Annotated in this window: 20 protein-coding genes; 6 read left to right on the forward strand and 14 right to left on the reverse strand. The window is 35.5% G+C overall.

Annotated elements, in window-relative coordinates; all coding sequences use genetic code 11:
• Window positions 1-75: 75 nt before the first annotated feature.
• Window positions 76-351: a hypothetical protein gene (locus B5P40_RS11450; protein ID WP_002014891.1), complete on the forward strand. Its 276-nt coding sequence runs from the start codon at window positions 76-78 to the stop codon at window positions 349-351.
• Window positions 352-462: 111 nt separating this feature from the next.
• On the opposite strand, the gene B5P40_RS11455 is transcribed toward B5P40_RS11450, so the two are convergent.
• From B5P40_RS11455 to B5P40_RS11470, 4 genes are all read right to left on the reverse strand, one after another.
• A complete protein-coding gene (locus tag B5P40_RS11455) occupies window positions 463-795 on the reverse strand; it encodes a DUF3909 family protein (protein ID WP_002014892.1) in 333 nt (110 codons plus the stop codon).
• Window positions 796-800: 5 nt separating this feature from the next.
• Window positions 801-1,679 (reverse strand): NAD(P)-dependent oxidoreductase, encoded by an 879-nt coding sequence (locus B5P40_RS11460; protein WP_002128930.1) that lies wholly within the window; start codon window positions 1,677-1,679, stop codon window positions 801-803.
• Between the two features lie 4 nt (window positions 1,680-1,683).
• Entirely contained in the window at window positions 1,684-2,814 is a 1,131-nt protein-coding gene (locus tag B5P40_RS11465) for a serine hydrolase domain-containing protein (protein ID WP_113709262.1), read from the reverse strand.
• A gap of 149 nt (window positions 2,815-2,963) precedes the next feature.
• Window positions 2,964-4,256 (reverse strand): GGDEF domain-containing protein, encoded by a 1,293-nt coding sequence (locus tag B5P40_RS11470; RefSeq protein ID WP_002128934.1) that lies wholly within the window; start codon window positions 4,254-4,256, stop codon window positions 2,964-2,966.
• Window positions 4,257-4,566: 310 nt separating this feature from the next.
• Here B5P40_RS11470 and B5P40_RS11475 point away from each other — a divergent pair, with 310 nt between their 5' ends.
• The 3 genes from B5P40_RS11475 to B5P40_RS11485 all read left to right on the forward strand — a co-directional run bounded on the left by B5P40_RS11475 (window position 4,567) and on the right by B5P40_RS11485 (window position 6,199).
• Window positions 4,567-5,184: a nitroreductase family protein gene (locus B5P40_RS11475; RefSeq protein WP_002033918.1), complete on the forward strand. Its 618-nt coding sequence runs from the start codon at window positions 4,567-4,569 to the stop codon at window positions 5,182-5,184.
• 234 nt (window positions 5,185-5,418) lie between these two features.
• Complete coding sequence (locus B5P40_RS11480) at window positions 5,419-5,637, forward strand: hypothetical protein (RefSeq protein ID WP_002088422.1); 219 nt, start codon at window positions 5,419-5,421, stop codon at window positions 5,635-5,637.
• A gap of 196 nt (window positions 5,638-5,833) precedes the next feature.
• Window positions 5,834-6,199, forward strand: a complete 366-nt coding sequence (locus B5P40_RS11485) for a DUF3915 domain-containing protein (protein WP_002033917.1) — start codon at window positions 5,834-5,836, stop codon at window positions 6,197-6,199.
• Between the two features lie 96 nt (window positions 6,200-6,295).
• Here the strand turns inward: B5P40_RS11485 and ptsP are convergent, their stop codons facing one another.
• The 4 genes from ptsP to glcT all read right to left on the reverse strand — a co-directional run bounded on the left by ptsP (window position 6,296) and on the right by glcT (window position 11,659).
• Entirely contained in the window at window positions 6,296-8,008 is a 1,713-nt protein-coding gene (gene ptsP / locus B5P40_RS11490) for a phosphoenolpyruvate--protein phosphotransferase (RefSeq protein ID WP_002128938.1), read from the reverse strand.
• A complete protein-coding gene (ptsH, locus tag B5P40_RS11495; protein ID WP_002033915.1) occupies window positions 8,008-8,271 on the reverse strand; it encodes a phosphocarrier protein HPr in 264 nt (87 codons plus the stop codon). Before ptsH ends, ptsP begins: the two co-directional genes overlap by 1 nt.
• A gap of 135 nt (window positions 8,272-8,406) precedes the next feature.
• Entirely contained in the window at window positions 8,407-10,470 is a 2,064-nt protein-coding gene (gene ptsG / locus B5P40_RS11500; protein WP_002014901.1) for a PTS glucose transporter subunit IIABC, read from the reverse strand.
• A 340-nt stretch (window positions 10,471-10,810) separates the two neighbouring features.
• Window positions 10,811-11,659 carry a glucose PTS transporter transcription antiterminator GlcT gene (gene glcT, locus B5P40_RS11505; RefSeq protein ID WP_002033914.1) on the reverse strand — a complete coding sequence of 283 codons (849 nt, stop codon included), beginning with the start codon at window positions 11,657-11,659 and terminating at the stop codon, window positions 10,811-10,813.
• A gap of 165 nt (window positions 11,660-11,824) precedes the next feature.
• On the opposite strand from glcT, the gene B5P40_RS11510 reads away from it, so the two are divergent.
• Entirely contained in the window at window positions 11,825-12,643 is an 819-nt protein-coding gene (locus B5P40_RS11510; protein ID WP_002167724.1) for a Cof-type HAD-IIB family hydrolase, read from the forward strand.
• Window positions 12,644-12,716: 73 nt separating this feature from the next.
• Here B5P40_RS11510 and phnF read toward each other — a convergent pair whose 3' ends face one another.
• The 6 genes from phnF to B5P40_RS11545 form a co-directional block, all read right to left on the reverse strand.
• Window positions 12,717-13,448 (reverse strand): phosphonate metabolism transcriptional regulator PhnF, encoded by a 732-nt coding sequence (gene phnF, locus B5P40_RS11515; protein WP_078172874.1) that lies wholly within the window; start codon window positions 13,446-13,448, stop codon window positions 12,717-12,719.
• Window positions 13,378-14,166: a glucosamine-6-phosphate deaminase gene (gene nagB / locus B5P40_RS11520; protein WP_002033913.1), complete on the reverse strand. Its 789-nt coding sequence runs from the start codon at window positions 14,164-14,166 to the stop codon at window positions 13,378-13,380. The genes phnF and nagB overlap by 71 nt, the downstream gene beginning before the upstream one ends.
• Window positions 14,167-14,170: 4 nt before the next feature.
• Window positions 14,171-15,313: an N-acetylglucosamine-6-phosphate deacetylase gene (gene nagA, locus B5P40_RS11525; RefSeq protein WP_002088433.1), complete on the reverse strand. Its 1,143-nt coding sequence runs from the start codon at window positions 15,311-15,313 to the stop codon at window positions 14,171-14,173.
• Between the two features lie 206 nt (window positions 15,314-15,519).
• Window positions 15,520-16,422, reverse strand: coding sequence for a ComEC/Rec2 family competence protein (locus tag B5P40_RS11530; protein ID WP_002128943.1), 903 nt, complete (start codon window positions 16,420-16,422; stop codon window positions 15,520-15,522).
• A 78-nt stretch (window positions 16,423-16,500) separates the two neighbouring features.
• Window positions 16,501-17,073 (reverse strand): SMC-Scp complex subunit ScpB, encoded by a 573-nt coding sequence (scpB, locus tag B5P40_RS11535; protein WP_002128944.1) that lies wholly within the window; start codon window positions 17,071-17,073, stop codon window positions 16,501-16,503.
• 156 nt (window positions 17,074-17,229) lie between these two features.
• Complete coding sequence (locus B5P40_RS11545; RefSeq protein WP_002143025.1) at window positions 17,230-17,973, reverse strand: segregation/condensation protein A; 744 nt, start codon at window positions 17,971-17,973, stop codon at window positions 17,230-17,232.
• 169 nt (window positions 17,974-18,142) lie between these two features.
• Here B5P40_RS11545 and B5P40_RS11550 point away from each other — a divergent pair, with 169 nt between their 5' ends.
• Window positions 18,143-18,238, forward strand: coding sequence for a YjcZ family sporulation protein (locus B5P40_RS11550; protein ID WP_000510194.1), 96 nt, complete (start codon window positions 18,143-18,145; stop codon window positions 18,236-18,238).
• The last annotated feature ends 49 nt before the right edge of the window (window positions 18,239-18,287 follow it).

Genomic DNA, 18,287 nt, shown 5'->3' on the forward strand with positions numbered 1-18,287 from the left:
GAAAATTCTGTTTTACGTATGATATACTACAACTAATAAGAAGGAAAAGAATATTGCAAACAGAGGGGGATAATCATGAGTTTACTTATCGCACTTATACTAGGAGTTACATGCGGAGCTATTCCTGTCATTTTAGGAGCTATTATGGAAGAATTAGAAGTTGGTGTTTTAGGTTTTGTTGCATCATGTGTAAGCGCTTTATTTTTCGGTTTATATGGTGCTATTCCTGTTTCTATTCTGTGCGCATTTTATATACTACGCCATGCTCGCGCGAAACAGCTCGGCCCTAATCACATTGCCCAAGTTATTCCATTCCCAATTGAACGATGCCGCCGCGCTTCCAGCCTATAAAGTGAAACTTTAATCAGTGGGAGTTTTACTGCCCACAAATAGCGGGATAAATTATCCAACTTAAATATTATGCCTGCCTAAATAAATAAAAAGTCCTCAAATGAGGACTTTTTATTTATTTTCTTCTAGAAATTGAAACAATTCTTGCAAATGAAGTGCATCTTCACTGTAGCTAACGGATACATGACATGTCCCTTCAATCTCAGCATGCATATAAAGGACAATTCCATCTCGATCATATTTCAATGCCAAATAAAACTCCATTTCCTCTAACATCTTTTTCGAGCTTCGGATAACATAATGCCCTTTCTCATCTCTTCCATATTCAAAATCTGGTCCAAAATCGTATTTTTGTTTAAAAGCTTCTTTTTGCTTATCATTAATCTGTACACAAGTTGCTCGCTGCACAGCATCAATCATCTCGTCAAACTTTTGGAGATCCATTCCATTTACCCCCTTATATACTTTTTGTATAATACTTGTGTTCCGCTATTCTCTTTTCCATCTGCGATTAGCTCTTCATACAATTCCTTCGCTAGGGTTAAGCCCGGTACTGGTAATTGTAATTTTTCAGCTTCATCTAAAGCAATCTTCATATCTTTCATAAAATGCTTTACATAAAAGCCAGGTTCAAAATCTCCTTTTAACATTCGAGGAGCTAAATTACTTAATGACCAGCTACCTGCTGCTCCTGTCGAAATACTCTCTAATACTTTATCTGCATTAAGTCCAGCCTTTTTCGCATATGCTACCGCTTCACATACTCCTATCATGTTAGAAGCAATTGCTATTTGATTGCACATTTTTGTATGTTGTCCACTCCCAGCAGGGCCTTGCAACTGAATATTTGTTCCTAGTTTTTCAAATAGAGGTAAGCAAATATCATATATTCTGTTCTCTCCACCGACCATAATTGCTAGTCTTGCTTCTTTAGCCCCAATGTCCCCGCCAGATACTGGTGCATCTAATGTATATATATTCTTGCTTTTCGCAACTTCATTAATACGTTTTGCCAATGTTGGTGTAGATGTTGTAAAGTCAATTGCTATCGTACCTTCATTTGCATGTTCTAAAATTCCATCAATCCCAAAGTACACTTCTTCTACATCATGAGGATAACCAACCATCGTCATAACAACATCAACTTGCTTTACTAACGCTTTCGGTGTATCACACCAAGTCGCACCCTCTTGCACTAAAGAAGCTGCCTTCGCTTTCGTTCTATTATATACATATACTTTATGACCGCCTTGCATTAAATGATGTACCATACTTTTTCCCATTACACCAATACCAATGAAACCTATTGATAAATTTTTATTTTCCATCTTCTCATCCCCTTTGTTCTAATAAATCATTTACCATCTTTCGGAACTCTTTATTAAAATCATCATCCATACTATTTTTCACATTTGAAAATAAAATAACAAAAGTTCCTTTTTCTTTATTAAAATTATTGAAAGTGTTCCAACCAGATAGTACACCATGGTTATGGAAATAATCTGGATATATGTAAAAGCTAAATGCATATTTTCTTTCTTGTGAAGGTATAAACATCGCTTGTATACTTTGTTCAGAAAGAAGCTTTCCATTTATAATCGCTTCATCTAATTTTTTCATATCCCCTACTGTCGTATACATCTCACCCGATCCATATAACCAGTCCATCCCTAATTTTTGTGCTAGTACAAGCTCTTGATCTTTCTTCACATACCCCTTCGTGAAGTTTTTATCTCCAGGCACCATATTTCCCATACCTGATTCATGCATCTCGGCCTTTGTAAATATATTTTCTTTTACATAGTCTCCTAAAGGCTTTTTCGTTATATTTTCTATAATATAAGCGAGCACCATATAATTATAATCCGTATACTTCCAACCTGTTCCTGGTGGAAACTCTAATTTTTGACTTCCAATCCAAGTTACTAAATTTATACGTGAAGCTACATTAACCTTCCCTTCCCCATTTTCCGGTAAACCAGATGTATGCGTTAATAAGTGATATAACGTGATGTGTTTATCTGCTGGAAATGAAGGAATGTATTTATTTACATTATCTTGGATATTTAACTTCCCTTGTTCTTGTAACTGTAGAATGGATGTAGCAACAACTGTTTTCGTAATAGAACCGATACGATATTTTGTTTGAGGCGTATTTTCTATTTTATTTTGAACATCAGCATATCCATATCCTTTATTCAATATAACATGCTCTTTATCTGTCACCAAAACTGTCCCATTAAATTGCTTTCCTACTAAATACTGATCTAACTTTTGAGATATACTAGCATAATCAATTTTTTGTACTTCTTCTATATTATCCTGTACCTCTGACTCAATAGCAGGAGTTACCTTTGTTGTTAATACTGCTTGTTCCTTTGGATCGGGACTATAGAGAAAATAGTATACTCCGCCGCAAACTACAGCAGACAGTGAAGCCATAACCGTTATTTTTTTTATCATATTGTTCCTCCGTAATTACTTCATGTGAACTACCCACCACTTAGTCTCTCTTGCGAGCTTACTTGAAGTGGGAGCTTCTCGGTTAAAATGGTCCCCCATATTCTATTATCAAGTAATAAAAAAAAATCGCAACAATTTGTTGCGAAAAATCACATTTTTTCTTTTCTATATATACATACTTGATTTTTCCCATTTTTTTTCGCTTCATATAACGCAATATCCGCTCTTTGCATTAACTCTTCTCTTGTAATCCCTTGCTCATATAACGCAACTCCAAAACTCGCTGTTAATTTCGAAATTCCAGAGAAATGCTTTGTTTCAATGAAAAATCGCAATGATTCCGCAACTTGAAACGCTTCTTTTTCTACCGTATTTGTCACTAATATTATAAATTCCTCTCCTCCCCATCTTGCAAATACATGTTGATCTTCAACTTTAGATTTCATAAGATCTGCAAGTTGTACTAATGCTAAATCGCCAAAATCATGACCATATGTGTCATTTACTGATTTAAAATTATCTATATCAAACAAAATAAGTGCAACTTTTTCATCATTACGTAATACATTCTCCCACTCTGTCTCCAATATTTGTTGGAATTTCAAGCGATTATATATTTCTGTCAATGAATCTATCATAGCCAATCTTTCTTGCTCTTGATAGATTTCATCTAATTCTGTAATCTCTGTGCATTTTACTATAAATCGCGATAAGTCTTCTGGTAATGGTGTCGCACGTAATAGAAAAGTAAATGCTTCTCCTTCATAATTGTACATTTTAATTCTTCTTCCATTTGATAAAGTATCATCCAGCCATGTTATATCGTGAGTCGTCGAATAATATCCGTTCTCTCTAATAAGATGTTCTGCAAACACTAAATGTTGTTCACGATACGTAAATAAATTATCATGTCCGAAGAATTGTAAAAAATTCGTATTACAATCAACAATCTCATCATCTTCTACTATAAATAATAAATCATTTTGAAAATCAAACATCGTTTGAAGCAATTCTTGTTGTAAACCTACTTGCCGCACTAAAGAAAGTTGATATAAACTCTTATTCACTTCCTCTAGTACCACTTGTGGAGTTACTGGTGCTATAACAATATTACGTATTCCTAACAGTAGTAAATCTGCAAACTGATTATCTATCTGTTGATCCCAAATGATAATAAATGTGCTCTGTGAATTATATATATTCTTTATATATTTTATTTGAGCGAAATCTGTTACGTACATAATTACAATATGTGGTCTAGTTCTATGAAACAATATTTCTCCTTCTTCAAAACTATTTGCTATAAACATACATTTTGGATGGACGTTTTCTATCGTTTGTTGATGTGTACATCCATCTTCTATATAAAGGACATTCAACTGAAGATCTTGTAATACATTTTGGAAAACAGTATTCTCTAATAAAAAATGTAGTATGTTCATCACTAGTCTTCACTCACTTCATATATCTTGTTTTACTGAATTCCTCACAATCATTTTATAAAGAATTGTGAGGAACTCATATTAACAAGCTAATTGAGAATGTTATCTTCGCTTATCTGCTCTGGAAATTCCTTTTTTAGTGTATGATTATATGAATTGTATCGTTTGTATGAATGCCCTGCCTTACTATTTAAAACTTGACAATTAAAATAAAGGTATTATATTCTTAAATTCAATAACTTACAAAATGTAAGTAGAGTATATTACATTTATTTTATATTAAGTTGATATGTAATTTGGAGGATATATAATGACAAACAATGACTTTTTTAACGTTTTATATGAACGCACATCTACACGTGCATTCAACCCTGAAAAAGAAATTTCATCTACAGAGTTACATGAAATTTTAAAAGCAGCTGCGCAAGCACCTTCTGCTTGGAACTTGCAACACTGGAAATTCCTTGTTTTCCAAGGCGAAGATGTACAAAAACGATTACACCCAATTGCTTATAACCAACAACAAATTCTTGATGCTTCTGCCGTAGTCGCTATTTTAGGTGATTTAGAGGCATATAAAAATGTTGAACCTGTTTACGGTCCAATTGTAGAACAAGGATTTATGAAAGCAGACGCAAAAGAGCGCTTAGCTAAAAATATTGAATCTGCATATACTCGTGAGCAATACCCACGAGATGCTGCCTTTTCAAATGCTGCTTTAGCAGCAATGCAACTTATGCTTGCTGCTAAAGCAACTGGCTGGGATACTTGCGCAATTGGTGGTTTCAACCCACAAGCACTAATGGAAGAATTTAATGTTTCATCTCGTTACGTACCAATTATGCTTATTACAATTGGTGAATCCACTTTAAAAGGTCACCCTGCACCGCGCATGAGCGTAGAACAAGTAAGTGAATGGGCGAAATAATAAAAACGAAGGTAATTTCATTACCTTCGTTTTTTTATATTCTGTCACACATCCGTAATATTACAATGTATTATTCGACATCTACACATAGAGAAATTGTAATTTTTACGCTATCACCATAAACAAATATGGCGTTTTGTGTCGAAATTTGTTAAAGTATTGAAATATAACCGTGTATTTTTGTTACAATTGTGATACAATGATAACAAATAGATAACAAGAGAGGGATTTTCATTGAGTTCATACGGAAGCTTTATCGCACTTTTGAGTTACATAGTAACTGTACTACTGCTATATTTTATTGGCGATGCTGCAAACATATCAGTGTTACAATTCCCTAAAGAAGAAGCGTTACAATTAGAAGCAGAAAAACATACTGCACGATCCATTGCACCACTACTCTTAGCTCTTCCTGTATATATCATCGTTTTATATAAAAGCAAAAAAGTGTAAAGGCTACCTAATTCATTCATTTCGGTGGTCTTTACATTTTTTTGTGACATTTCCCCTATTTTAAACATCATTCCATACTAAATACCCATCTAGTCATTTAAAATGAGAAAATCCCCTAGAAAAATTTCCATTATCTGTCCAGTCACTAACTACCGAACTTACATAGATTATAAGTGTGAAGGGGGTGATGAGGATTATGTTTGGATCATTTGGATGCTGTGATAACTTTAGAGACTGTCATCATCGTGAAAGAGAGTGTGACCATCGCGATCATCGCGAGAAAGAGAAAGAGGTAAAACCACAACAAACAGCTGTATGTAACGTACTTGCTAGCATTTCAGTTGGAACAGAACTTTCTCTTTTAAGCATTAGAGGTAACGGAACATTCAACAATGTAATTTTTGAAGGTTTCGCTAACGGCGTTGCTCTTTTCTCTGCTTTAGCTCGTAATAACAAAGACGACAAAGATAACGATAAAGACGATAAGAACAATCAAAATCGAAATACTTTTACTGGTATTTTACGTGTATGCCCAACTGATATCGTTGCAATCGCTATCTAATTCTGTTCCTTATCCTCTATAGTAAGAAAATAAGATTTACTTTTCTCATAGAAAAAACCTGAGACCGATTTCAAATCGACTCAGGTTTTTTTACTATTATATGCTTTTAACTAATTCAACAACTTCTTCAGCAGTTGACATTGTTAATGCTTTTTCTGCTAATGTTTCCATTTCTGCTTTTGACAACTTGCTTAGTTGTGTTCTTGCAGGAAGGATAGATGTTGCACTCATACTGAACTCATCTAAGCCTAATCCTAATAATAATGGGATAGCAAGTGAATCTCCCGCCATCTCACCACACATACCAGCCCATTTGCCCTCTTTATGAGCAGCATCGATAACCATTTTTACAAGACGTAAAATAGATGGGTTATATGGTTGGTATAAGTAAGCTACTTGTTCGTTCATACGGTCTGCAGCCATTGTGTATTGGATTAAGTCATTTGTTCCGATAGAGAAGAAATCAACTTCTTTGGCGAATTGATCTGCTAATACTGCTGAAGCTGGAATTTCAACCATCATACCAACTTCAATAGAATCAGAAACAGTTGTACCCGCTTCTACAAGTTTTGCTTTCTCTTCTAATAAGATTGCTTTCGCTTGACGGAACTCATCAAGAGTTGCAATCATTGGGAACATAATTTTCAAGTTACCGTATACGCTAGCACGAAGTAATGCACGAAGTTGTGTACGGAACACATCTTGCTCATCAAGACATAAGCGAATTGCACGGTATCCTAAGAATGGGTTCATTTCTTTTGGTAAATGTAAGTATGGAAGTTCTTTATCTCCACCGATGTCAAGTGTACGAACAACGACTGGTTGATCTTCTTTTACACCTTCAAGAACTGCTTTATACGCTTCGAACTGCTCTTCTTCTGTTGGAAGATTGTCACGGCCCATGTATAAGAATTCTGTGCGGTATAAACCAACGCCTTCTCCGCCATTATCGATAATACCTTGTACATCATTTGGTGTTCCGATATTAGCAACAAGCTCAACGTGATGTCCATCACTTGTTACAGTTGCTTGGTCTTTTAATTTTGCCCATACAACTTTTTGCTCTTCAAATTTCGCTTTCTTTTCTTCAAAAGAACGAAGAGTTTCTTCAGATGGGTTTACAATTACTTCTCCATCTAAACCGTCAATGATTACGATATCGCCGTTTTGGATTTTCTCCATAACAACTTTCGTACCAACAACAGCTGGAATTTCCATAGAACGAGCCATAATTGCAGAGTGAGATGTACGTCCACCGATATCAGTTGTGAAACCTTTTGCATACTTACGGTTTAACTGAGCTGTATCAGATGGTGTTAAATCTTCAGCAATGATGATTACTTCTTCAGAAATTGTACCAGGGTTTGAGAAGTTAATTCCTAGTAAATGTGCAAGAACACGTTTTGTTACGTCGCGAATATCCGCAGCACGTTCTTTCATGTATTCGTTATCCATGTTTTCAAACATAGAAATAAACATTGATGCAACTTCATCCATTGCAAATTCAGCATTTACTTTTTCGCCATTTACTTTATCTTTTACTGGATTTACTAATTCCGGATCATTTAATACTAATAAATGTGCTTCAAAGATAGCAGCTTTATCAGCACCTAGCTCAGCAAAAGCATGGTCCTTAATAGCTTCTAGTTCAGATTTTGCTTTCTCAAGCGCAGCGTCTAAGCGTGCAATTTCAGCAGCTTCGTCTGTAATTGATTTCTTTTCAATGTTAAATTCAGGATTCTCAAGTCTGAAAGCCTTTGCAATAGCAATCCCACTTGATGCAGCGATCCCTTGAATGTTAAGAGTCATTATTCTCCTAATCCTTCGTTTTTCATAGTTTCTTCGATAGCTGCTAGTGCTTGAGCTGCATCATCACCATTTGCAGTGACCTTAATTTCCGCGCCTTGTTGAATTCCTAAAGACATAACACCCATGATTGATTTTAAGTTAACGTTTTTTCCGTTATACTCTAAGTTGATGTCAGAACCAAATTTGCTTGCAGTGTTTACAAGTAGAGTTGCTGGACGAGCATGAATTCCTGAGTCGCTAGTTACTTTAAAGATTTTTTCCATGATAATTTATCTCCTTCAAATACAGTATTTTTTTAGTTGTATAGACGTGAGTACTACATCATCTATTGTATATAATAGGCGATGTTCGGTCAACCACATCGCCTATTATAATTATAAACATTTTGCGTCAAATTCCTACTGAATGTCAATAATAGCGTTTTCGCCCTTCTTAACATTTCCATCTTTTTTCAATTCGACTTGTTGCCCTTGTTGTAAATTCGTAAAGACGATTGGTGTAATAATAGATGGTGCATTTTCTTTTACAAATGCAAGATCTACTTTTAATAATGGTTGTCCTTGCTTCACTTTATCACCTTGTGCTACAAGCGCTTCAAAGCCTTCACCATTTAATTTTACAGTATCAATACCGAAGTGGATTAAAATTTCTTTTCCGCCTTCAGACTGAATACCAATCGCATGTTTTGTAGGGAATACATTTACAATCTCACCATTAACCGGAGAAACTACTGTTCCTTCTGTTGGCTCAATCGCAAATCCATCTCCCATCATTTTCCCTGAGAATACTTGGTCAGGTACTTCTGTAATCGGTAAGATTTTCCCTTCAATTGGTGAAACGATTGTTTCATTTTCATCAACCTGTTGAGGAGCTTCTTCCACTTTTACAGGCGCTTCTTTTTCCACATGAGGTGTACGACCCGACATAATATCATGAATTTGTGATTTTAACGTGTCAGATTTCGGTCCGAAAATAGCTTGAATGTTATTTCCAACTTCAAGTACACCGGCTGCTCCAAGCTCTTTTAAACGGTCTTTATTTACATTTTTTTGTTCGTTAACTTGAACGCGTAAACGAGTAATACAAGCATCTAACGAAGCAATGTTTTCTTTACCACCAAGTGCTACTAATACTTCACGTGGAAGTTCTCCTGCTTCTGTTTTCCCTGCGCCTTCATTAGCATTCGCTACTTCACGACCAGGTGTTTTTAAGTTCCATTTACGGATTGCGAAACGGAATCCGAAGTAGTAAATAACTGCTAGTACAAGACCAACAATAATTACCCACCACCATGCCGTACGACCTGGTAGTACACCGAATAATATGAAGTCAATTAAACCACCAGAGAATGTCATACCAATTTTAACACCTAAAATTTGCATTGTCATAAATGATAGACCAGCGAATACTGCATGAATTCCGAATAATACTGGTGCTACGAATAAGAATGAAAATTCAAGCGGTTCTGTAATACCTGTTAAGAAAGATGTTAATGCAGCAGATCCTAAAATACCAGCTGCTAATTTTTTATTTTCCGGACGTGCTTCATGGTACATTGCTAAAGCTGCTGCTGGAAGACCGAACATCATGAACGGATACTTACCAGTTGTAAATGTACCTGCTGTTAATTCTACGCCGTCTTTTAACTGTGCCATAAAGATTTTTTGGTCACCACGGATTAATTCGCCAGCTGCATTTGTATACTGACCGAATTCGAACCAGAACGGTGAATAGAAAATATGATGTAATCCAAATGGAATTAATGAACGTTCGATTAAACCGAATATAAATGCTGCTATCGTTCTATTTGCATCAATCATTTGATGTGAGAACGTATTTAAGCCACCCTGAATGTATGGCCAAATGAAGCACATGATAATACCTACCACTAAAGAGAATGTTGCAGTTGCGATTGGTACGAAACGCTTACCTGCAAAGAAACCTAAGTATGATGGTAATTCAATGTTGAAGTATTTATTATAACAATATGCCGCTACTATCCCGACGATAATACCACCAAACACTCCTGTTTGCAGCGTTGGAATTCCTAATACGTTTGCATATGCTGGATCTGAAAATCCAATTTTTACTGGATCTGTTCCAGTGCTTGTTACTTTCACTAGTTTATCTACTTCTAAGAATACACTCATCGTTTTGTTCATAATTAAGTATCCGACGAACGCTGCTAAACCAGCTACTCCGTCTCCACCAGCTAAACCGATCGCTACCCCAACTGCGAATAATAGCGCAAGGTTAGCGAAAATAATATCGCCAGATTGTTCCATAATTTTTGCAACCATTACGAACCAATCTGCTTTTAAAGCAGGGATAACATTTGTTAGTTGTGGATTTTGAAATGCATTACCAAATCCAAGTAAAATACCTGCTGCCGGTAAAATCGCTACTGGAAGCATAAGCGCTTTTCCGACTTTTTGAAGAACACCAAAGATCTTCTTAAACATGGAAACCCTTCCTCTCTTATCTATATTGATACTTTTCGACAAACGCCAAAAAGGCATGAGGAAAAAAAAGATAGAACGATAGCTATACAAAGGGTAGTATGTCCCTTTCTTTAGCTTACATTCCCAACTTTTCTCCACTCATGCCTGATCGAATCAGTAACACGTGTCAAAAATAGGATTACGTATAAGTTCACTATAATTAAAGCAAACGTTTTCGTTATTTACCTTAATGTGTTTGTCGAATTTTGTATAACTTTGCAATAGTTATTATACATAACTATTGTAAGCGATTCAATCATTTTTTTTAACGTTTTCATTTTAGACAAAAATATATGTCTTTTTACACATGTTCTGCTTTCACTAATCGTTGTAAATGCATCGTTAAATAAATACTCTCCGCTTCATAAACAGGAAGTTGTAATTCGTTCTGCATTACTTTGACTAGCTTCCACGCCAAATTGTAACAAACTGGATATTCTAATTTTAATAAATCAGCAAAACTTTGTGCTTCTTCTACTTTTTCTCCTTTTTTCACCCGTTCAATAGCATATTGTAAATGGCGAATAAGGCGTAAATAATGAATGCTTTCTTGGTCTAATGTAATTTGTAGGTTTGTCTCAATTAAAGACACAAGTTGTGCAATAAGACGAGAATTTTGATTAACAGAAGATAAATCAGAGTTTGTAAGCGAGCTATAAATATGGAGTGCGATAAAGCCAACTTCTCCTTCTGGCAATGTAATTTGCAAACGAGAATTTAAAAGTTTCACAACTCCTTCAGCAATTTCATATTCCTCTGGATATAGCATTTTCGTTTCAACTAAAAAAGGATTATCTATTGTAAGTCCTTGTTTCAGCCTTTTAATTGCAAAAGAAATATGATCTGTTAAAGCGATATGAATATGTTCATTTAATGGAGACTCCGCTTTTTCTTGAATGTATAACATAATATCATTCATCAATTCAATTAGCTTTTCACTCACATGCGGCACTAAAAGTTTGTATTGTTCTCGATCACGTTCATTTTTTAAAACAAACATTTTCTCAATTTGTTCTTGCTCCAACACATCTTCAGCCTTTTTTCCAAATCCAATTCCTTTACCGATCACTACTACTTCCTCGTGTTCAGGATGGCTAGCAATGATGACATTATTATTTAAAACTTTTTTAATTTCTAGATAATTACTCATATAACACCACCCTCGTACTTAAATAGCCTACTTTTATGTTACAGAACATTCTTCTTTGTCGTCAATGTAAAACATCTACCATTTGATAAAAATTCATTTTTTAGACATGTTTGTATATGATGCGTATAATGTAAGAGCAACTGTACATAGAAAGGAGATAGCAACATGATTAAAATGTTTGTAAGTGATATTGACGGTACAATGATGCAGCATGGAGGTCTGATTGATGAACAGGATGTTGCGGCACTTCGCAGTCTTGCTGAGCAAAATGTTATTCTTTGCTTCGCTTCTGGACGACTTGATAATGAAATCGCAGACTTAATGAAAGCTGTAAATACAAATTTCCATCGTATTAGTGTAAATGGTGTGTTTGTATACACTAATGAAAATAAGCAACTATTATCCGCAAATTTTGATTCCAGCATTCTTCCTGATTTACTAGCTATGACAAATCAAGACCCTTATTTCCGTTATGTAAGTGATGAGCATAATTACTATATTGAAGAAAAGACACCTTTTATTCATGAACTCGAAAAACAAGTAGCAATGACTTCTGTTGAAGAACCAAATTTATTACAGAAAATCGATGATACAATTTTTCCAAATAAAATTTCTATCGGTGGAACAAAGGAAAACTTACAACTCCTTCAAAAAAAGATCGATGAAAAATTCCATGGAAAAGTTAGTACTTTCATTTCAGCTGAACAATGTTTAGATGTAATGCCACCAAATATTAGTAAAGGTTCTGCTATTTCTGTTTTATTACAAGAGTTTCAAATACAACCAGAGGAGGTTGCGTGCATAGGGGATTCTTACAATGATATTCCAATGTTTTCCTTAACTCCCCATAGTTTTGCTATGTCTCAAGCTGATGATGCGGTAAAAGAGCACGCTCACTATGTAGTAGATACTGTCAAAGATGCCGTTAACCAAGTACTTGTTTATAATGAAGAAGCAAATAAAAATACGACTCGATCCTTATAAGGATGAGTCGTATTTTTATTTCTTTACATGTTGAAAACATCAAAGTTCACTGTACTTCACAAACTGAAATATATTACTTGTTACGTGCGATGTTCGTAATAAACTTGTAACGATCCCCACGATAAATACATTTCACATACTCTAACGGTAACTCACCTTCTGAATATGACCATTGACGCATTACAAGTACAGGCGCCTTTTTAGGAATATGCAGATGTTCAGCTTCATTATCCGTTGCAATTGAAGCTTCAATTGATTGAGTAGCGCGAACAAGCTTAAAGCCCAGTTTTTTCTCTAAATGTTCATATAAAGATTGTTGTAATATTTCTTCGTTAATATCTTTCACAAGAGTTGGCGACAAATATGTCGTCTCAAATGCAATCGGTTCGTCATCAGCTAAGCGCGTACGCCTCACTTCATAAACCGATTCTCCCTCTTGTATTCTCAGCCGGTCTGCTATTTTAGCAGTAGCTGGAACTAGGCGGAAACTTAATAACTGGCTGCTCGGTTTCATACCACGAGATATCATATCTTCTGTGAATCCCGTCATTCCTTGCAACTTTTGCTCCACTTTCGGAAGTTGGACGAACGTTCCAATCCCACGTTTCCGGTATAAATAACCTTGTTCCACTAAGTTATTAATCGCCTGTCTGATTGTCATACGACTCACTTCGAACTTATCACAAAGTTCATTCTCAGACGGAATTTTATCTCCCGGCTTCCATTCGCCTTCCTCAATTAGCTGTTTCACCCACTCTTGAATCTGATAATAAATCGGAAATGGTGAATACTTGTCGATGTTCATCAGCAATCGCCTCACTGCATAAAGATAGAGCTTCTGGATCTGCGATTACGGTTACATTCGGATGACGTTGTAAAACTGTAGCAGGACACGCCTCACTATATTCACCTTGCAATAATTCTTTAATAGCTTCTGCCTTTTTAGATCCCATAGCAACAAGTAGAATTTGTTTCGCTTTCATAATACTTCCAATTCCCATTGTAATCGCATGAGTCGGCACATCTTCTTCATTTTCAAAGAAGCGAAGGTTTGCTTGGCGTGTAGATTCTGTTAATTCTACAATGTTAGTTGGAGAATTAAATGGTGTTCCTGGCTCATTAAATCCGATGTGACCGTTTTCACCGATTCCAAGAATCTGTAAGTCAACTGGGTTAGCTACTAGAATGCCTTCATAACGCTTGCACTCTTCCTCTAAATCACTTGCCATCCCATTCGGTACATAAGTTTGTTTAAATGGAAGATGATCAAACAACTGTTCTTGCATGAAATAGTGATAGCTGTTTTTATCTTCGTGTGGTAAATTTACGTACTCATCTAAGTTTACAGTGGTTGCATGACTTGTATCAAGTTTATTTTTTCGCATTTCTGCATAAATACCTAATGGAGAGCTTCCTGTAGCCATTCCTAAAGTTGGATTTTCTTTTGATTTTACAACCTCTTTAATTAACTTATAACCTGCTTCTGCTAATTCTTCTGGAGTTTTTACAACTAGAATATTCATCTAATTACTTCCCTTCCTTCATATGAATTCCTAAACGAACCGTATCATATACATGTAATTCTTCAGTCATAACAACAAAGTCTGCATCTTTACCTACCGCTAACGCGCCTTTATTATTTAATCCAAATTCTTCTGCTTGGTTAACTGATGTCATTAACACTGCCTCCTCGATTGAACATCCTGTAAATTCAATTACATTTCGGAAAGCTTGATCCATTTTTAAAATACTACCAGCTAACGTTCCATCTTCTAATCGGGCACTGCCATCTTTTACATGTACTGGCTGTCCGCCAAGCTCATATAATCCTTCTTCAAGACCTTTTGCACGCATTGCATCTGTAATGACACTTACTTTTTTCGGTCCTTTTAATTTATATGCTAATTTCACCATATCAGGGTGAATGTGAATACCATCTGTAATTACTTCAACCATTACATCTGGATTTAATAACACATGACCAACAACTCCTGGTTCACGATGATGTAATCCACGCATTTGATTGTATAAATGTGTTGCATGTGTAATTTTTCTATTTTTCAGTTGTGCATCAATTGCATCTGTATGCCCCATTGTGCCAACAACACCTGTTTCAGCAAGATACTGTTCAAACTCTAACGCACCTTCTTCTTCCGGTGCATATGTTACTAATTTAATTAAATTACCGCTTGCTTCCTGCCATTGTTTAAATTGCTCGATACTCGCAGGAACAATATGTTCAAGTGGTTGTGCACCCGCACGTTTTTTTGAAACATATGGTCCTTCTAAGTGAATATATTCGAAATGTGCTCCTTTGTCTTTCGCTTCCTTCGCAGCACTTAGCGCCGCTTCAATCGCTTCTGGAGCTTGTGTCATTGTTGTTGGGAAGTAAGTTGTAACTCCTTCTTTTAACATTTCTTTACCAAGAGTTACTAATCCATCGCTATTTGCATCCATCGCATCAATATCGTATCCACCATGAATATGAACATCAATCATACCTGGAATCACAATCTTTCCTGCCACATCTAACACAGTTTCATTTTCTTGTGATACATATTGAGCCATCAAACCAATTTCTTTAACTGTTTCTGTGTAACGAATAAATCCGTTTTCCACTACTTCTTTACCTGTATAAATTTCGGCATTGATGACAACTTGCGTTTTCATTTTCATCGACCCTTTCCCATGAAATACCTACTTATTATTATTACCTTATTCGCCTAATTCCATCTTAATATACACACAAGTAGTTGTCTATACATTCTAATGAAATTTCCTCTTCGTTCAGCGAAAAAAGGAAATTGATTTCTTTTTCATTCTAATATATATTATCCATTTTTACCAAAATGGATAATAACCTCTTATATAATTAGTTACTTAAGTAATGGCATAAGACCGCTTGCCCCCATAGTAATATGTTCACCATCTGTTTCTATTTCCACAGTTCGCTTGTTTGTTCCATATATCATTATACCACGCTGTTTTAATCGTCTTACTACACTCTGATGAGGATGCCCATATGGATTTCTACTCCCGTACGAAAGAATAGCGAATTGTGGATCTACTTTTTTTAAGAATGTTTCACTCGTTGAAGTATACGAGCCATGATGCCCAACTTTTAATACATCTGCATGTACATCAAATTGCTTTAATATTTCATTTTCCGTCCGTATATCAGCATCACCCATTAATAAAAAGTCCGCTTTACCATATCGAATCTTTAACACAATTGAGGACTCGTTATTCTCGTCTTTCGATTTACCATTGTTTAATACTTGTATAGAAACATGTGGATCTAGCGGTATGTATTGTCCTTCCTTCACTGAAATGAAAGGAATGCCCCTTTTTTTAATGTTATTTCGATACGTATGATAAGTAAATGAACTATATGTTTTCCCGCTATCTAATACAAGGGAAACTGGCATTTGCTCTACAATTGGAATAAGTCCTCCTATATGGTCCATATCAGGATGAGTACTTACAATCACATCTAAATGATTAATTCTTTTTTCAATTAGTTTTTGAATAATGACCTCTCCCGCTTCATAAGGACCCCCATCTATTAACATCGTTTGACCATTTGGCAATGTAATAAGTGTCGCATCACCTTGTCCAACTTTTAAAAAACTCACTTTCATTTTACCGAAATGTTGCCGCTGCATATGTATAGAAGACGCAGTATGAATAGACATCATATATCTTTTAGCCGATGCGCTGTTTAACGAAAAACATAATAAAACAGAAACCAACAATAGAATACTCCGTACACCTTTCATAACTCGTCTCCTTTTTTCATTTAGTATGGCACGCTCTGTAATTGATATACAAAAAAAGCTTAGCAAAATGCTAAGCTTTTATTTTGATAATTCCTGTAAAGAACCAAAGAATAAATCTGCTTCATTCATTTGTTCATTTTCTTCCGAAAGAGGTGGTAAATCATCTAATGTTTTCAATCCAAACGTATCTAAAAATTCTTTCGTCGTTCCGTATAAAATAGGGCGCCCTGGTCCTTCCGCTCTTCCCGTTTCTTTTATAAGTAAGTGTGAAACTAACGTTTGTAATGCCTTATCCGTTTTCACACCTCTAATCTCTTCCATTTCTGTCCTTGTAATCGGTTGACGGTACGCAACGATTGCCAACGTTTCAAGAGCTGCTTGAGAAAGTGAAGCCGCGGTTGGAGTATCTATTAATTTTTGATAGTACGAAGCATGTTCTTTCTTTGTTGCAAAACGATACACTTTTGCATATTGTACAATTTGCAAACCGCGATTCGATCCTTCGCATTCTTTTTGCATTTCCTCTATACTGTTTATTACTTCTTCCACTTCAACTTCCAGAACTTTAGCTATCTGTTCCGGATAAATCCCTTCGTCACCTGCAACAAATAAAAGCCCTTCAATAATCGATTTTTGTTCTTTTCTATCCATTTTACGAACTCCTTTCTCCTATTTCCCATAAAAAACACACATAAAAAAACCGAATCACAGTAAATGCGTTCGGTTCAATATTTCTTCTCTCGTTCCAAACGATACATTAAAACCTAACATGAGATAAAATATTTCTATCCCATCTTCACATCAACTCTATACGGATTTATTAGAGCTTGATACGAAAATTTCATCAAAATTATGTTCCTGCTCAATTATGATTTGTTGATTTTTCATTAGCTCAAGAACCGCTAAAAATGTTACAACCATTATTTCACGTTCTTCATCAGCAAACAAATCATAAAAGCTTTGACGACCGCCTCTTACTTCTAACTGTTGTAGAATATCAGTCATTCGCTGTGCAATTGGTATTTCTTGGCGAGTAATTCGCGTTGTTACGGGGGTTTTTGCTTTTTTACGACGCATTAGCTTTTGAAATGCCGCTAACATATCATATAACGTAACATCAAGAGGTAAGCTTGTCTCCTCTTCTTGTTGAAATGATGTAAAATCAATTGGCGGACGTGTATATAGCTGTGCTCTTTCTTGTTCTCTTTCTTTTAACTCAGTAGCAACTTGCTTATATTTCTTATATTCAATTAACCTCTCCATCAATTCTTGACGAGGATCATCTATAAAGTCTTCACCGTTATCAGGTACATCTTCTTCTTGTTTCGGTAACAACATTTTACTTTTAATTTGTAATAACGTTGCAGCCATTACTAAATACTCACTGGCAACATCTAATTGTAATTCTTTCATCGTATGGACATAAGATAGATATTGCTCTGTAATTTTCGCTACAGGAATATTATATATATCAATTTCGTAACGATTTATTAAGTGTAACAATAGATCTAAAGGCCCTTCAAAAGCCTCTACTTTAAAATTATACTGCACAAAGCATCCCACCACATTTTTTCTATAACACCATAAGTATAGAGCATACTCATGTTCTATCCAACCTTTTTAAGAAATTTAATTAAAAATAGACCTATGCCCATGTCATAATGCCCACCGCTTCATATGATAACAATGTAGTAAGAACAATGTAGGAGGTCAAAAAACTATGGGTCACGTTGATTGCGGTTTTAGCGGTGGGTTCGCATTACTTGTTGTACTGTTCATTTTACTAATCATTGTAGGAGCAGCTTGCTTCTGCTAATAGGACGCAATAAAGCGACTAGGGATATTTCCCTAGTCGCTTATTGTTA

The organism is Bacillus sp. SRB_8 (genome assembly GCF_003264205.1).
GTDB lineage: Bacteria > Bacillota > Bacilli > Bacillales > Bacillaceae_G > Bacillus_A > Bacillus_A mycoides.

Coding starts and splice junctions, on each gene's coding strand:
- B5P40_RS11450 (WP_002014891.1), top strand. CDS start 76: ATGAGTTTACTTATCGCACTTATACTAGGAGTTACATGCGGAGCTATT.
- B5P40_RS11455 (WP_002014892.1), bottom strand. CDS start 795: ATGGATCTCCAAAAGTTTGACGAGATGATTGATGCTGTGCAGCGAGCA.
- B5P40_RS11460 (WP_002128930.1), bottom strand. CDS start 1,679: ATGGAAAATAAAAATTTATCAATAGGTTTCATTGGTATTGGTGTAATG.
- B5P40_RS11465 (WP_113709262.1), bottom strand. CDS start 2,814: ATGATAAAAAAAATAACGGTTATGGCTTCACTGTCTGCTGTAGTTTGC.
- B5P40_RS11470 (WP_002128934.1), bottom strand. CDS start 4,256: ATGAACATACTACATTTTTTATTAGAGAATACTGTTTTCCAAAATGTA.
- B5P40_RS11475 (WP_002033918.1), top strand. CDS start 4,567: ATGACAAACAATGACTTTTTTAACGTTTTATATGAACGCACATCTACA.
- B5P40_RS11485 (WP_002033917.1), top strand. CDS start 5,834: ATGTTTGGATCATTTGGATGCTGTGATAACTTTAGAGACTGTCATCAT.
- ptsP (WP_002128938.1), bottom strand. CDS start 8,008: ATGACTCTTAACATTCAAGGGATCGCTGCATCAAGTGGGATTGCTATT.
- ptsH (WP_002033915.1), bottom strand. CDS start 8,271: ATGGAAAAAATCTTTAAAGTAACTAGCGACTCAGGAATTCATGCTCGT.
- ptsG (WP_002014901.1), bottom strand. CDS start 10,470: ATGTTTAAGAAGATCTTTGGTGTTCTTCAAAAAGTCGGAAAAGCGCTT.
- glcT (WP_002033914.1), bottom strand. CDS start 11,659: ATGAGTAATTATCTAGAAATTAAAAAAGTTTTAAATAATAATGTCATC.
- B5P40_RS11510 (WP_002167724.1), top strand. CDS start 11,825: ATGATTAAAATGTTTGTAAGTGATATTGACGGTACAATGATGCAGCAT.
- phnF (WP_078172874.1), bottom strand. CDS start 13,448: ATGAACATCGACAAGTATTCACCATTTCCGATTTATTATCAGATTCAA.
- nagB (WP_002033913.1), bottom strand. CDS start 14,166: ATGAATATTCTAGTTGTAAAAACTCCAGAAGAATTAGCAGAAGCAGGT.
- nagA (WP_002088433.1), bottom strand. CDS start 15,313: ATGAAAACGCAAGTTGTCATCAATGCCGAAATTTATACAGGTAAAGAA.
- B5P40_RS11530 (WP_002128943.1), bottom strand. CDS start 16,422: ATGAAAGGTGTACGGAGTATTCTATTGTTGGTTTCTGTTTTATTATGT.
- scpB (WP_002128944.1), bottom strand. CDS start 17,073: ATGGATAGAAAAGAACAAAAATCGATTATTGAAGGGCTTTTATTTGTT.
- B5P40_RS11550 (WP_000510194.1), top strand. CDS start 18,143: ATGGGTCACGTTGATTGCGGTTTTAGCGGTGGGTTCGCATTACTTGTT.